The sequence below is a fragment of the Limnohabitans sp. TEGF004 genome (assembly GCF_027924965.1).
Lineage (GTDB): Bacteria > Pseudomonadota > Gammaproteobacteria > Burkholderiales > Burkholderiaceae_C > Limnohabitans.
Window position 1 is genome coordinate 652,923 of sequence record NZ_AP027056.1, and the last position, 13,620, is coordinate 666,542.

General features: G+C 57.3%; 12 protein-coding genes. 5 read left to right on the forward strand and 7 right to left on the reverse strand.

Annotated elements, in window-relative coordinates; translation table 11 throughout:
- Nucleotides 1-2: 2 nt before the first annotated feature.
- The 6 genes from LINBF2_RS03255 to LINBF2_RS03280 are packed head-to-tail and all read right to left on the reverse strand — an operon-like array spanning nucleotide 3 to nucleotide 6,922.
- Nucleotides 3-344, reverse strand: a complete 342-nt coding sequence (locus tag LINBF2_RS03255) for a rhodanese-like domain-containing protein (RefSeq protein ID WP_281890397.1) — start codon at nucleotides 342-344, stop codon at nucleotides 3-5.
- A gap of 9 nt (nucleotides 345-353) precedes the next feature.
- A complete protein-coding gene (locus LINBF2_RS03260; RefSeq protein WP_281890399.1) occupies nucleotides 354-1,007 on the reverse strand; it encodes a protein-L-isoaspartate O-methyltransferase in 654 nt (217 codons plus the stop codon).
- 41 nt (nucleotides 1,008-1,048) lie between these two features.
- Nucleotides 1,049-4,231: an efflux RND transporter permease subunit gene (locus tag LINBF2_RS03265; RefSeq protein WP_281890401.1), complete on the reverse strand. Its 3,183-nt coding sequence runs from the start codon at nucleotides 4,229-4,231 to the stop codon at nucleotides 1,049-1,051.
- 15 nt (nucleotides 4,232-4,246) lie between these two features.
- Nucleotides 4,247-5,428, reverse strand: coding sequence for an efflux RND transporter periplasmic adaptor subunit (locus tag LINBF2_RS03270; protein WP_281890403.1), 1,182 nt, complete (start codon nucleotides 5,426-5,428; stop codon nucleotides 4,247-4,249).
- Nucleotides 5,425-6,090, reverse strand: a complete 666-nt coding sequence (locus LINBF2_RS03275) for a TetR/AcrR family transcriptional regulator (protein ID WP_281890405.1) — start codon at nucleotides 6,088-6,090, stop codon at nucleotides 5,425-5,427. Before LINBF2_RS03275 ends, LINBF2_RS03270 begins: the two co-directional genes overlap by 4 nt.
- A 55-nt stretch (nucleotides 6,091-6,145) precedes the next feature.
- The gene (locus LINBF2_RS03280) at nucleotides 6,146-6,922 is read right to left on the reverse strand and encodes a YdcF family protein (RefSeq protein WP_281890407.1); all 777 of its coding nucleotides are present in this window, start codon (nucleotides 6,920-6,922) and stop codon (nucleotides 6,146-6,148) included.
- A gap of 71 nt (nucleotides 6,923-6,993) precedes the next feature.
- Here LINBF2_RS03280 and msrA point away from each other — a divergent pair, with 71 nt between their 5' ends.
- From msrA to LINBF2_RS03295, 3 genes are all read left to right on the forward strand, one after another.
- Nucleotides 6,994-7,551: a peptide-methionine (S)-S-oxide reductase MsrA gene (gene msrA / locus LINBF2_RS03285; protein ID WP_281890408.1), complete on the forward strand. Its 558-nt coding sequence runs from the start codon at nucleotides 6,994-6,996 to the stop codon at nucleotides 7,549-7,551.
- Nucleotides 7,544-7,939 (forward strand): hypothetical protein, encoded by a 396-nt coding sequence (locus tag LINBF2_RS03290; RefSeq protein WP_104799105.1) that lies wholly within the window; start codon nucleotides 7,544-7,546, stop codon nucleotides 7,937-7,939. The genes msrA and LINBF2_RS03290 overlap by 8 nt, the downstream gene beginning before the upstream one ends.
- 91 nt (nucleotides 7,940-8,030) lie before the next feature.
- Nucleotides 8,031-10,160 (forward strand): TonB-dependent receptor, encoded by a 2,130-nt coding sequence (locus LINBF2_RS03295; protein WP_281890409.1) that lies wholly within the window; start codon nucleotides 8,031-8,033, stop codon nucleotides 10,158-10,160.
- Between the two features lie 73 nt (nucleotides 10,161-10,233).
- Here LINBF2_RS03295 and pdxH read toward each other — a convergent pair whose 3' ends face one another.
- Nucleotides 10,234-10,872, reverse strand: coding sequence for a pyridoxamine 5'-phosphate oxidase (pdxH, locus tag LINBF2_RS03300; RefSeq protein ID WP_104799107.1), 639 nt, complete (start codon nucleotides 10,870-10,872; stop codon nucleotides 10,234-10,236).
- A 112-nt stretch (nucleotides 10,873-10,984) separates the two neighbouring features.
- Here pdxH and LINBF2_RS03305 point away from each other — a divergent pair, with 112 nt between their 5' ends.
- Both LINBF2_RS03305 and LINBF2_RS03310 read left to right on the forward strand, forming a co-directional pair.
- Nucleotides 10,985-11,449 carry a (2Fe-2S)-binding protein gene (locus LINBF2_RS03305; RefSeq protein WP_104799108.1) on the forward strand — a complete coding sequence of 155 codons (465 nt, stop codon included), beginning with the start codon at nucleotides 10,985-10,987 and terminating at the stop codon, nucleotides 11,447-11,449.
- Nucleotides 11,450-11,466: 17 nt separating this feature from the next.
- A complete protein-coding gene (locus tag LINBF2_RS03310) occupies nucleotides 11,467-13,617 on the forward strand; it encodes a xanthine dehydrogenase family protein molybdopterin-binding subunit (RefSeq protein WP_281890413.1) in 2,151 nt (716 codons plus the stop codon).
- Nucleotides 13,618-13,620: the final 3 nt, after the last annotated feature.

Here is a 13,620-nt window from a genome sequence, read left to right on the forward strand (position 1 = left end):
AATCAATACGTGGGCACAGCGGTGTCCACTTGTGATGACCAAGCGTTGATCCCACCTGCGATGTTGGCCACATGGCTGAAACCTTGTTGAACCAAAAACGCCGCCACTTGCATGCTGCGACCACCGTGGTGACACAACACCGCAATCGGTTGGTCTTGATCCAGTTCGGCCAAGCGAGGTGGGATGAGGTGCATGGGAATCTTCACCAAATCGAAGCCTTGCGCGGTCACGCAGGCGGTTTGGATTTCCCATGCTTCACGCACATCCAGCACCACGGTCGAGCCGTTGGGTGCTTGTGATGCGATCCAGTCTTGCAACTGAGCGGGTTGGACTTGGTCAATCATGCCGCGCTTTTAGAACTTGAAGCGTGTGGGCTCTGTAAAGCCTTGTAAACGTGGGGCGGTGTGGTCCCACAAGGCTTTGCTGCTCCATGCGGCGTCAGCGGTGCGTGTGTAGAGGGTGGCGACCATGACATGGTCTTGGCCCACGATGGCCAACAAGTGACCACCGACTTTGAGTTGTTGCAGCAAAGCTTGCGGCACTTCAGCCACGGAGCCGCCGAGCACGATGGCATCAAATGGGGCATCGCCCGATGCGCCGGTGCTGCCGTCAGCCACGCGCACGTCCACGTTGGTGATGCCAGCGCGTTGCAGGTTGTTGCGGGCGTTGCTGGCCAGCTCGGGGTTGATTTCCAAGCTCACCACACGTTGGGCGCGGCCTGCCAACAAAGCAGCCATGTAGCCGCTGCCTGTGCCGATTTCCAAAACCTTCTCAGTGCCAGTCAATTGCAGGTCGTGCATCAAACGCGCAGCCACGCGGGGAGGGGCCATGAATTCGCCGTGACCCAAAGGGATGTCGGTGTCGGTGTAGGCCATGGCTTGGTAAGCCTGTGGCACAAACAATTCGCGTGGCACGTTGGACAACACGGTCAGCACTTGGGGGTCGAGCACCTGCCAAGGGCGGATTTGTTGTTCGACCATGTTGAAGCGGGCTTGTTGGGTATTCATCTCAAAACTCCGAAATCATTCAGTTAAAGCTGGGCAAAATTTTAACGGGCGGGGCTGTCAGAGCCTGACGACCATTTGCGTTTCATCCATTCGGCCAAATCGTCCAAATAGCAGTACACCACGGGGACGACGACTAAAGTCAACAGTGACGAGGTAATCACCCCGCCAATCACGGCTTGGCCCATGGGGGCGCGCTGTTCAGAGCCCTCAGACAGGGCAAAAGCCAAGGGCACCATGCCAAACACCATGGCCAAGGTGGTCATCAAAATCGGGCGTAAACGCACTTCAGCCGCCAGCAGCAGGGCGTCGTGGCGGCTCAGACCCGGTTTGATGGAGCCATCGGGTTGCTCTTGGGGCTCACGCGAGCGGATGGCAAAGTCGACCAGCAAAATCGCATTTTTGGTGACCAAACCCATCAGCATGATGACGCCAATGATGGAGAACATCGACAGGCTAGAGCCAAACAACAGCAAGGCCAGCACCACACCAATCAGCGTGAGTGGCAGGGCGGTCATCAAGGCCATGGGCTGCAAGAAGCTTTTGAACTGGCTGGCCAGAATCATGTAAATGAAGACGATGGCCAAGACCAAGGCCGAGATGGCATAGCCAAATGATTCCGCCATGTTTTTGGTGGAACCGCTGAACTGGTAGCGGTAGCCGGGCGGCATTTGGATGCTGTCCATGGCTTTGCGAATGTCGGCCGACACTTCGCCCGCTGAGCGGTTGTACACGTTGGCGTTGATGGCCACTTCGCGCATCAGGTCGCGGCGGTTGATTTGGTTGGGGCCTGTGCCCTCAACAACTTGTGCCACTTGGTTCAAGCGGGCCACGCGTGGGCTGCCGTCGGTGTTGGTGCCGAGGGTGAAGGGCAGACGCTCGAGGTCTTGCATGGCGTTGCGCGCGTTGGGGGCCAAGCGTACGTTCACGTCATAGGTTTGGTCATCGGCGGCGCGCCAGTTGGTCACCGTGGTGCCCGCCACCAAAATGCGCAGTTGGTTGGCCACGCTGCCCAGCGACAGGCCAAGGTCGTTCGCTGCTTCGCGTTGCACCTTCACTTCGATGGTGGGCTTGTTGGGCTTCACGCTGGAGTCCAAATCGACCAAGCCGGGGATGTTGCGAATTTTGTCCATCGCCTCTGCGGTCAAACGCTCAAGCTCACGCAAGTCGCTGCCTTGCAACGAGAACTCCACCTGTTTGTTGCCACCCACCGCATCGAGCAAGCCCGCGTGTGTGACGGTGATGCCCGGCACTTGACGCAGCCGTTCGCGCAAGGTGGCCGACATTTGGTCGACGCTGCGTTTGCGGTCTTTGCGATCCACCAAGCGGATGTAAATGCTGGCGTAAATTTTCCCGTTCGCGGCACCTGTGTTGATGGTCGACAGGGTGTAGCGCACCTCGGGGAACTCACGAATGATGGCTTCCACCTGCTGGGCTTTGGCTTCGGTCACTTCGAGCGATGAGCCCACAGGTGTGTAGAAGTTGACCGTGGTTTCAGAGAAGTCTGCCTTGGGCACAAACTCGGTGCCCAGCAGCGGCACCATGAAGATGCTCAGCACAAAGGTGCCAATCGCTAGGGCGACGGTGGCGCGTTTGTGCGACAGGGCCCATTTCAAGATGCGTTGGTACAAGGCCACCAGTTTGTCGGTGGTGGTCTCAAACCAAGTGGTGATGGGGCCGATGGTGCGGTCGTAAAACGCATTCGAGTGGCCATGCTCACCATGCGCATGAATGGTGGGGTCGTGCCAGATGGACGACAACATGGGGTCGAGCGTGAAGCTGACGAACATCGAAATGAGCACGGCCGCCACGATGGTGATGCCGAACTCATGGAAGAACTTGCCGATGATGCCGCCCATGAAACCAATCGGCAAAAACACTGCCACGATCGACAGCGTGGTGGCCAGCACAGCCAAGCCAATTTCTTGCGTGCCGTCCATCGCTGCTTGGTAAGGCGCTTTGCCCATTTGAACATGGCGCACGATGTTTTCGCGTACCACGATGGCGTCGTCAATCAACAAACCCACGCACAGCGACAAAGCCATGAGTGTGATCATGTTGATGGTGAAACCAAACATGTACATGAACAAAAACGTGCCGATGATGGCAATGGGCAGCGTGAGGCCAGTGATGACAGTAGAGCGCCACGAGTTCAAAAACAAGAACACGATCAGCACCGTCAGCAGCGCACCTTCAATGAGGGTTTGGCGTACGTTGGCGACGCCCACGCGGATGGGTCGCGAGCCGTCTTGCACTTGCTCTAGGCGCACGCCTGCGGGCAATTGCGCTTTCATCTCGGCCACGGTTTTGTTGAGGCCGTCAATTACATCGATGGTGTTTTCGTCTTGCGCTTTTTGCACGGTCATCAACAAGGTGCGTTGGCCGTTGTACAGAGCCAAGCTTTCAACCTCTTGCGCGCCGTCATTCACGGTGGCCACTTGGTTGAGGCGAATCGGCGTGGTGTTCTTTCGCGCGACGATGATTTGGCCAAAGTCTTCTGGGCGCAACATGCGGCCTTGAATTTGAATCACGCGGTCTTGTTGCAGCGAGCGCAAGCTGCCCACGGGCAAGTCTTGGGTTTCGGTTTTGACTGCGTTCACCACTTGGTCGGCGCTGATGCCGAGCGACTCCATGGCTTGCGGGTTGAGGTACAAATTGATTTCGCGTTTGGTGCCACCCACCAACGACACCGAGCCCACGCCGCGCACGTTCTCAAGGCGTTTCTTCAACACTTGGTCGGCCCAGTTGGTCATCTCCACGGCAGAGAGTGGTTTGCCGCCTTGTGGTGTTTCAGGCACCACGGCCAGCGACCAAATGGCGCGGCTCGAGGGGTCAAAGCGCAAGACCTTGGGTTCTTTAACGTCATCGCGCAGGGTGGGACGAAGGGCCGCCACTTTTTCGCGTACATCGTCGGCGCCTTTGCGGCCATCGACATAAAGTTGAAACTCAATCACCACCACCGACATGCCTTCGTAGCTGCGCGAGGTGAGGGCACTGATGCCGGCTATGGCGTTAACGCCTTCTTCAATCTTCTTGCTGACTTCGCTTTCCACAATCTCAGGCGATGCACCTGGGTATTCGGTGGTGATCACCACCACGGGAAAGTCGATGTTGGGGAACTGGTCAATCTTGAGACGTTGGTACGAGAACAAGCCCAGCACCACAAAGGCGAGCATCACCATGGTGGCGAAGACTGGGTTTTTTAAACTGACTTTGGTGAACCACATGCTGTGTCAGTCGCTTCAGTTGGCGTTGCTGGCGCTGGCGATTGGCGCACTTGCAGCTGCGGTGTACTTCACAGCCATGCCTTCACGCAAGGCACCCACATGGCTTTTGAGTACGGTGCTGCCTTCAGGCAAACCCGCCACACCCACCATGGTTTCGGATTCGGGCTGAGCCAAGTCCATGCCGCGCACGCCCAGCGTGACGGTTTTGTGCATCACTTGCAGTTGGTCGCCCACTTGCTCCACCACTTGCACATAAGGTTGTGCGCGGTCGGTGCGCACAGCAGACAAAGGCACGGCCATCACTTGGCTTTTGCCCATGCCCAAAATGCCCTTGGCAAACAAACCGTGGCGCAGACCCTCGGCTTTGTCGAGTGCCAAATAAATCAGCACGCTGCGGCTACCTGTTTGGGCGCTGGGGCTGATGCGTTTGACTTTGGCCCCGATGGTGTCTTTGCGGTCTTCCACTTGCAATGCGGCCACTTGGCCCACGCGTACATCCATAGATTCGCTGGGGCTCAAAGGCACTTCGACTTCGAGTTGGTTCAAGTCGACCAACTCCATGATCTTGGCGTCAACGCCCACACGTTCGCCTACTTGCGCGGCACGGCCAGAGACGATGCCAGCAAAAGGCGCGCGTAAGGTGGCGTCGTCCAGCGCTTTGCGGGCCACGTCGGCCCCCGCGATGGCGGCTTTGTGGCTGGCCACGGCGCCTTGGTAGGAAGCGTCTGAGTTGTCCATGGCAATTTTGGAGATGAAGCCGCGGTCGACCAAGGATTTGTTGATGTCCCATTGACGCTGCGCAATTTCCATTTGTGACTTGGCGGCGCTGGCAGTTTCGGTTGCTTGCTGCCAACGGCGTTGGTACTCGGTGGGGTCGATACGGGCGAGCACATCACCAGCTTTGACCGCATCGCCTTCATGCGCCAACACTTCTTTGAGCTCACCGGCCACGCGGGCTTTGATGACTGCGTAGTTCACTGCTTTGACAGTGCCCGACACAGCCAAGCCTTGGGTGATGTCGCGCAACTCGGCTTTGAGCACATCGGTGTTGGTCAATTCCACTTGTGTCACGGCACTGGTTGGGGCGCTTGCCGCAGCTTGTTGTGCGCGTTTGTTGCTCATGGCGCGAATCACACCGGCAACCAAGGCCAAGACGATGACGCCAATGACGATCCAACGGGGTTTGATGTTTTTCATTTGCTTTTCTTTGCAGTCATGCCGTGCAGCAGCACATCGACTTGCATGTGAATGAATTGTTCGGGGTCAACGATCTTGGCCGAGGCCGCGCAGGCGCCCATGGAGTGTTTCCACATCATCAGAAAAATCATCGGGGCCACGATGATGTGAACGGCTTGCTCTAGATCCATGTCGCGAAATTCGCCACTTTGCACGCCGCGTTCCAAGATGCTGTGGATCATGGCGTTGCCCGGTTTGATGACTTCATCTTGGTAGAAGGCCGCAATCTCAGGAAAGTTCTGCGCCTCGCTCATTACCAGTTTGGTGATGCCACTGGCGCGTGTTTTACCAATGCGCTCCCACCACGACACCAGGGCGTAGCGCAGCATGTCTGCGCTGGTGCCTTTGAACGTGACGAACTCTTCTTGCCACGCTGGAAATTTGTTGGCAATGTTTTCACGCACCACCGCTTTGAACAAATCTTCTTTGCTTTGGAAATACAAAAACAGCGTGCCTTTAGACACGCCAGCACGTGCAGCCACTTCTTCCACGCGGGTGGCAGAAAAACCTTTTTCAACAAACAAGTCCAACGCCGCATCCAGCAATTCGCCTGGGCGCGCTTCTTTGCGGCGCTCGCGTTTGGGCGTCTGTTCTGCGCGTTGGATGAGGATGTCGGTGGTCATAAGCTGTTAATGACTGATTGGTTAGTAATGTACCAGCTTAATCCTTTAGAAGCACTTAGGTGAGCAAAAGACCCAGCCATTCGCGAATGACCCAACCCGTGTCGCGCAGGCCTTTGCCGCTGGGCAGCCATTGCAGCAGAGGAGATGAGTCACTGCGGATGTAACCCATGGGTGCGGGCGTGACTTGCAAGCCTGCCGCTTCAAACTGGCGCACGCTGCGTGGCATGTGCCAAGCATGGGTGACCAGGGCAATGCGTGTGATGCTATCGTTTTTCAGCAAAGCGGCCGTGAGCAAAGCGTTTTCGCGCGTATCGCGTGATTGGTTTTCTTGCCAGCGCAATGCGGGGGCACCTAGGCGAGTCAGTGCCAAAGCAGCCACTTCGGCTTCGGAGGTTTGCCGACTTTGCCCTGCCCAACCAATACCGCCCGTGTAGGCCATCGGCAGCTGTGTGTTGCGAGACAAGTGCACACCATACAGCAGACGCGACATGGCATCGGGCGACAAGGTGGGGCCGTTGTACTCCAACGCTTCGTTTTCAACGCCACCGCCCAGCACCACGATGGCTTGCACCTGCAGACGTTTCAAGTCCTCATGGTGGATGGGGCTGACTTGCGGCAGCAGATGCAACGACAGCCAAATGGCCACGGCTTGGCAGCTCAAAAGCCAAAGCACCAATGTAGTGACACCTGCGACCGCAACTGGCAAACGACTGTGCGCACGCGCGCTGCGTCGCCAAGCCCAAACCAACAAGGCCAAGATGGCCAACAAGCCGCTGGTCGCGGGCAAGATCAGCGTGGAGAGAATAGGTTTGAGAGCGAGCAATGTGTCCATGAGTTTCCAGTGTGCCTGCCCGCGGTGCGGGCATCTGTGCTGTGGCGCACGCAATCATAGAATCAAGCGCTATGACCACACACACCGAGCCCACTCACATGCACAAAATCATCACCTTGGGTGGTGGCTGCTTTTGGTGCACCGAAGCGGTTTTTGTGCGCGTCAAAGGGGTGGTAGATGTGGAGTCCGGCTATTGCAATGGCCACACGCGCAATCCCACCTACGCGCAAGTGTGCGAGGGCGACACCGGCCACAACGAGGTGGTGCGTTTGGTGTATGACCCGCAGGTCATCAGCCTGCGTGAGTTGTTAGAAATTTTCTTTGTCATCCACGACCCCACGACCTTGAACCGCCAAGGCAATGATGCCGGCACTCAATACCGCAGCGGTATTTACTGGAGTGACGAAGCCGACCATGCTGTGGCTCAGCAAGTGTTGGACGAGGTCAATGCCGCACTGTCTGGCCGTGTGGTGACAGAGCTGCAAGCTTTGGACAACTATTGCGCGGCCGAGGACTACCACCAAGACTATTTTCAGCACAACCCCAACCAAGGCTATTGCGCCTTCGTGGTGGCACCCAAGGTGCAAAAGTTTGTGCAGTCCTTTGCAGACAAGGTCCGCCGTGACTAACGCGCTGCGCTACTGGCCCATCGCGCTGACCCTGCGCAGCTTGCAGCGAGTGGTGTTGGTGTTGCTCGCTGCCTTGATCATGGTGCAAACGGTGGGCGTGTTGCACCGTGTGGCGCATGCGCAGCAAAGCGCGAGTGTTTTTTCTCATGTTGCCCCTGCTGTGGCGCAAGACGATGTGAGTGTGTTGGCTGCCATTTGGGGTGATCACAGCAATTCGGCTGAGTGCCAACTGTTTGACCAAACCTGTCCCGATTTGCTGCACGCTCCTGCTTGGACGTTGCCAGCTGTATCAGCCGTGCCCACTTGGGTGACTGCTGTGTTGCGCGAGCGCTTTGCGCTGTTTGAACGTTTTTATGCGGCCCGAGGGCCACCTGCTGATTTGCTTTGAACACCCCATCAGCGCACCCAGCTTAGATCGGGCGTGCTGACTTCTCATTGCAAAACATAGGGGCTAAGCGCATGCCCCGCAGGAACATCACATGACACACGTTTTTCAACGCAGCGCCGTGGCTGCCGCTGCTTACTCATTGTTCTCGCTCTCGATTGGCAACGCATGGGCGCAAACGGCGCATACCGATGAGGTCCATCGTTTGGATGAGGTCACCATCACCGCTCGTAACCTAGACAGTGGCGGTGTGTTGGTGCCCGCGCAGCAGCTTTCAGGTGCAGCGCTCACCCAGCGCCAGGGCAGCACCTTGGGCGAAACGCTGGACAACTTGCCGGGCATTGCCAACAGCTCTTTCGGTCCCAATGTGGGCCGCCCCATCATTCGCGGCATGGAAGGTGACCGCATACGCATCTTGCAAAACAGTGGTGCCAACATGGATGTGTCGGGCCTCAGCAATGACCACGCCGTTCCGATCGATCCGCTTACCACCGAGCGGATTGAAGTGTTGCGTGGTCCTGCCACTTTGCTGTACGGCGGCAGTGCCATCGGCGGTGTGGTGAATGTGATCGACAACCGCATCGCGCGTGAACGCATCTTTGATGCCAAAGGTGGCGTGATGGGTAAAGCCGAAGTGCGCGTGGGTGGCGCAGCTGATGAGCGCAGTACCGGCGCTCTGGTGGAAGCGGGTAACGACAAATTGGTGTTGCACGTCGATGCGTTTGACCGCAGCACCCAAAACTTACGTGTGCCCAAAGACATGAATTGCGGAGAAGGTCTTGCCGCAACACCCAACGGTCGTCGCGTGTGTAACTCAGCCAGCGACAGCAAAGGTGGCGCACTGGGCGGCACATTGTTGTTTGATCGTGGTTATTTGGGTTTGTCGACCAGCGAATACCGCAGCACCTACGGCACGGTGGCAGAGCCTGAAGTGCGCATTGGCTTACTGCGCCGTCATCAGGTATCAGAAGGTTTGTTGCGAAATGTAGGCGTATTTCAAGATCTCAAATTTCAACTGGGTAACACCAACTACACGCACACCGAATACGAAGGTGCGGACGCAGGTACACGTTTTGACAACAAGGGGCATGACCTGAGATTGGAAGGTCGCCAGCGTGTTGTTCGATTGAGCAATGGCATGCAGCTTGAGGGGGTTGTGGGGCTTCAACGCGAACGTAACAAATTGGGTGCCACAGGCGCAGAGCGGTTTTTGCCAACCAGTCGCACGCAAAGCACAGGCGTGTTTACCTATCAAGCGCTGAAAACATCATGGGGTCAACTCAGTGCGGGTGCGCGAGCTGAAACGGTGGAGGTGGCCTCGTTCGAGGACATTGGCCCGAACAATGACAATGCGGCTCAATCCAAGAAATTCAAACCCCTCAGTTTTGCTTTGGGTGCCATGCGCAACTTGCGTGTGGGTGAGGCGCAAAACGGTTGGCAGCTCACCACCAACTTCAGTGCCAGTCAGCGCGCCCCCAAAGACTACGAATTGTTTGCCCATGGTGCGCACGTGGCCACAGCAGCCTATGAGATTGGTCAGCCTAGCAATGGTTTAGAAAAAGGTACGCAACTGGATATGGGTGGCGAGTGGAAGCAAGGGCCACACAAATTTGGTATCACTGGTTTTGCTTCGCAGTTCTCAAACTATTTGGCGTTGCGCCCAACAGGTGAGGGTTGGGATGGCACAAGCTTTGTGACGCCCGTTGGTACAGAAATGCCGGCCTACCGCTTTGAAGGCGTCCGCGCGCGCTTCTACGGCATAGAGTCCACCGCCAAACTGCGCGTGGTCGGCGGTCAATCGGCTTTGGTGTCGCCCAATACAACCCATGGCGCAATGGACCTCGAACTTCGTGCCGATGTGGTGCGTGCCAAAGACCTCACGCACAACAGCTACTTGCCACGCATAGCGCCGATGCGCTTGGGGGCGGATGCTGTGTGGTCACGCAACGCATGGGGTGCACGTTTTGGCTTCATGCATGCAGCGGCTCAAAACAGAGTGCCTGATGGTGGCGTCACCACGGCAGGCCACACGCTGTGGAATGCGGGCATCAACTACCACGCACACACCTATGGCCCGACGCACTGGCTGTTGTTTGCCAAGCTCGACAACATCTCCAACAAGCTGGCGTACTCGTCCACGTCTGTGTTGACGCAGACCATGGGCACCAATGCCCCGCCTATTGCTGGGCGTAGCTTGAAGGTTGGCGCTCAAGTGAGCTTCTAAGACTCAGAAGCACCAAAAAAAAAGCGGCCTCAGTGCCGCTTTTGTTTTGTGTCACGTTGTGTGGGCTGAAGATTTATGGGGCGAGTCGTTCGCGAATCCAATCGCCATCAGCCGATTGGCGATAACGCAAGCGGTCATGCAAACGGCTCTTGCGCCCTTGCCAAAACTCCCACTGCTCAGGTACCAAGCGATAGCCCCCCCAGTGCGGAGGGCGAGGCGGTTGCAGCAAAAACTGTGCGCCGTATTTGGCAGCGTTGGCCACCAAGGTACCGCGCCCGTCAATCACTTGGCTTTGCGGGCTGGCCCATGCGCCGATGCGCGAATCAAGTGGCCGGCTGTTGAAATAGTCGTCACTCTCGGCATCGCTGATTTTTTCCACGCGGCCTTCGATGCGTACCACGCGCTCTAGCTCCACCCAATGGAATTGCAACGCCGCAAAGGGGTTGCCTGCCAATTGCTGACCTTTGCGGCTGTTGTAGTTGGTGAACCACACAATGCCGCGCGCGTCATAACCCTTGATAAGCACCACGCGCGTGCTGGGACGCAAGTCGCTGCTGACGGTGGCCAGGGTCATGGCATTGGGCTCGGGCACTTCGGAGTCAATGGCTTCTTTGAGCCATTGGTCAAACTGCTGCATGGGGTCAGCTGCAGAGGCCGACTCGTTGAGCTCGGCGCGTTCGTAGCTTTTGCGAAGGTTGGAAATGTGGCTCATGGTCAATCTGTGTGTCTTGTGTGACAGTTAAAGGGAAAACCCGACACGAGGTTTCACGCATCGTAAAGACTTTTCCTTGATACTCGACTGTACTTTTATTGAGGAGACGTTGATGAGTGTCGATTTTCAAATCAACGGCAAAGCCGCCAAGGCCAACGCCGAAACAGATACCCCCTTGTTGTGGGTCATTCGCGATGAGCTGGGCCTGACAGGCACCAAGTTTGGTTGTGGCGCGGCGTTGTGCGGTGCTTGCACCGTGCATGTGGATGGTCAGCCTGTGCGCTCGTGCCAAACCCCACTCTCCAGTGTTTCTGGTAAAAAAGTTGCCACGGTTGAGAGCCTCTCCAAAGACAACAGCCACCCACTGCAGGTGGCGTGGATCAAACACGACGTGCCTCAGTGCGGTTACTGCCAATCGGGCCAGTTGATGAGCGCGGCTGCGTTGCTTGCCAAAAACAAAAACCCCAGCGATGCAGAAATTGACCAAGCCATGAGTGCCAACCTGTGCCGTTGTGGCACCTACACCCGTGTGCGTGCCGCCATCAAAGATGCCGCCGCCACGATGCGCAAAGCTTGAACCGCCGGAGACACACCATGACACACACAAATACCTCTCGCCGTTCATTCCTCAAAACATCTGCTGCCGTCACGGGCGGTTTGATGCTCGGCTTTAACTTGCCCGGCACACTTGGCGAAGCCATGGCCGCAGGCACGGTGCACACGCCCAATGCGTGGGTGCACATTGCCGACAACAACGTCATCACCTTGCTGTCGGCGCGCTCTGAAATGGGTCAAGGCGTGTACACCTCCATGCCCATGCTGATCGCCGAAGAGCTGCATGTCGACATCAGTCAAATCAAAGTGGCGGCTGCGCCGCCTGATGCGGTGTATGTCAACGCATTGTTGGGTGCGCAAATCACCGGGGGTTCTACCTCGGTGCGCGACGGCTGGCTCAAGCTGCGCGTGGCAGGCGCGCAAGTGCGCGAAATGTTGATCACCGCTGCTGCTGCACGTTGGGCGGTGGACCGAGATTTGATCCGCGCCGACAAAGGCATGGTCTATGGCCCGAAGGGCTTGAAGTCCACTTACGGTGAATTGGCCGAAGCAGCCGCGCGCATGCCCGTGCCAGAGAAGCCGCCGATGAAAGACCCCAAAGATTTCAAAATCGTGGGCAAGCGCACCAAGCGCGTGGACACACCCGCCAAGGTCAACGGCACGGCCGAATTTGGTATTGACGTGAAGTTGCCAGGCATGGTCTACGCCTCACTGGCACAGTGCCCCGTGATTGGCGGCAAGGTCAAGAGCTTTGACGGTTCAAAAGCCAAAGCTTCTGCTGGCGTGATTGACGTGGTGCAAATCAGCGACGGCGTGGCCGTGGTGGCCAACAGCTGGTGGCAAGCCAAAAAAGCGCGCGACTTGTTGAGCATTCAGTGGGACGAGGGCGCAGGTGCCGCCTTGAGCGATGCCAGCGTCATCGACGGCACACGCCAAGCTTTGAAAACTGGCAAGGTGTTGGAAATCACCAAGCCCCAAGGCGATGTGGCGGCCGCCCTCAAAGGCGCTGCCAAAGTGCTGGAAGCCGAGTACGTCATCCCCATGCAAGCGCACGCGCCGCTGGAGCCGATGAACTTCACGGCCCATGTGCAAGGTAACAAAGCATTGCTGATTGGCCCGACCCAGTTCCAACAAGGCGCACAAGGCGCAGTGGCTGGCGCTTTGGGCTTGAAGCCTGAAGACGTCACGCTGCAAACCACCTTCTTGGGCGGTGGCTTTGGCCGTCGCTTGGAGCTCGACTTCATCGTGCAAGCGGCAGAAATTTCAAAGGCTGTCAACAAGCCTGTCAAGTTGCTGTGGACCCGCGAAGACGACATGACCCACGACTTCTACCGCCCAGTTGGTGTGAACCAACTCAAGGCCGGTTTGGATGCGTCAGGCAAGCCTGTGGCGATGCATTTCAAAGTGGCTTCTCAGTCGGTGACGCAACGCGCCTTTGGTTTGCCCAAAGACACGATGGACCCTTTCATGGCCGAAGCTGCTGTGACGGGCTACAACATTGCCAACACCCAACACGACTTGGTGATTCATGACACCGGCATCCGCGTGGGCTACTGGCGCGCGGTGAGCCACAACATGAACGCGTTCGCCAACGAGAGCTTCATGGACGAGCTGGCCAAAGCCGCAGGCAAAGACCCTTACGAATACCGCATGAGCTTGCTCGCAGGTAAACCACGCTTTGCCCATGTGCTCAAACTTGCCGCTGACAAAGCAGGCTGGGGTAAGCCACTGGCCAAAGGCCGTGCCTTGGGTATTGCGCTGATGGAAGGCTACGACACCTACATGGCCCAAGTGGCTGAGGTCAGCCTGAACGACAGCGGCGAGGTGCAAGTGCATCGCGTGACTGTGGCGGCCGACTTGGGTCACATGGTCAACCCCGACACGGTGGAAGCGCAGTTGCAGTCCAGCATCATCTTTGGCATGGGTGCGGCGCTCAAGCACCAAATCACCATGACCAATGGCCGTGTGCAAGAGACCAACTATCACAACTTCCAGCCTGTGCGCATGAACGAGGCGCCGAAGATTGATATCGTGTTGGTCAAGAGCACCGAGAAGCCTGGTGGCATTGGCGAGCCTGCCACTGCGGTGGTGGCACCTGCCATTGCCAACGCGGTGGCCAAGTTGACAGGCAAACGCGTGCGTCGCTTGCCCATCACGGCTGAAGCACTCAAGCAAACCGCTGTCGCTTAAGGC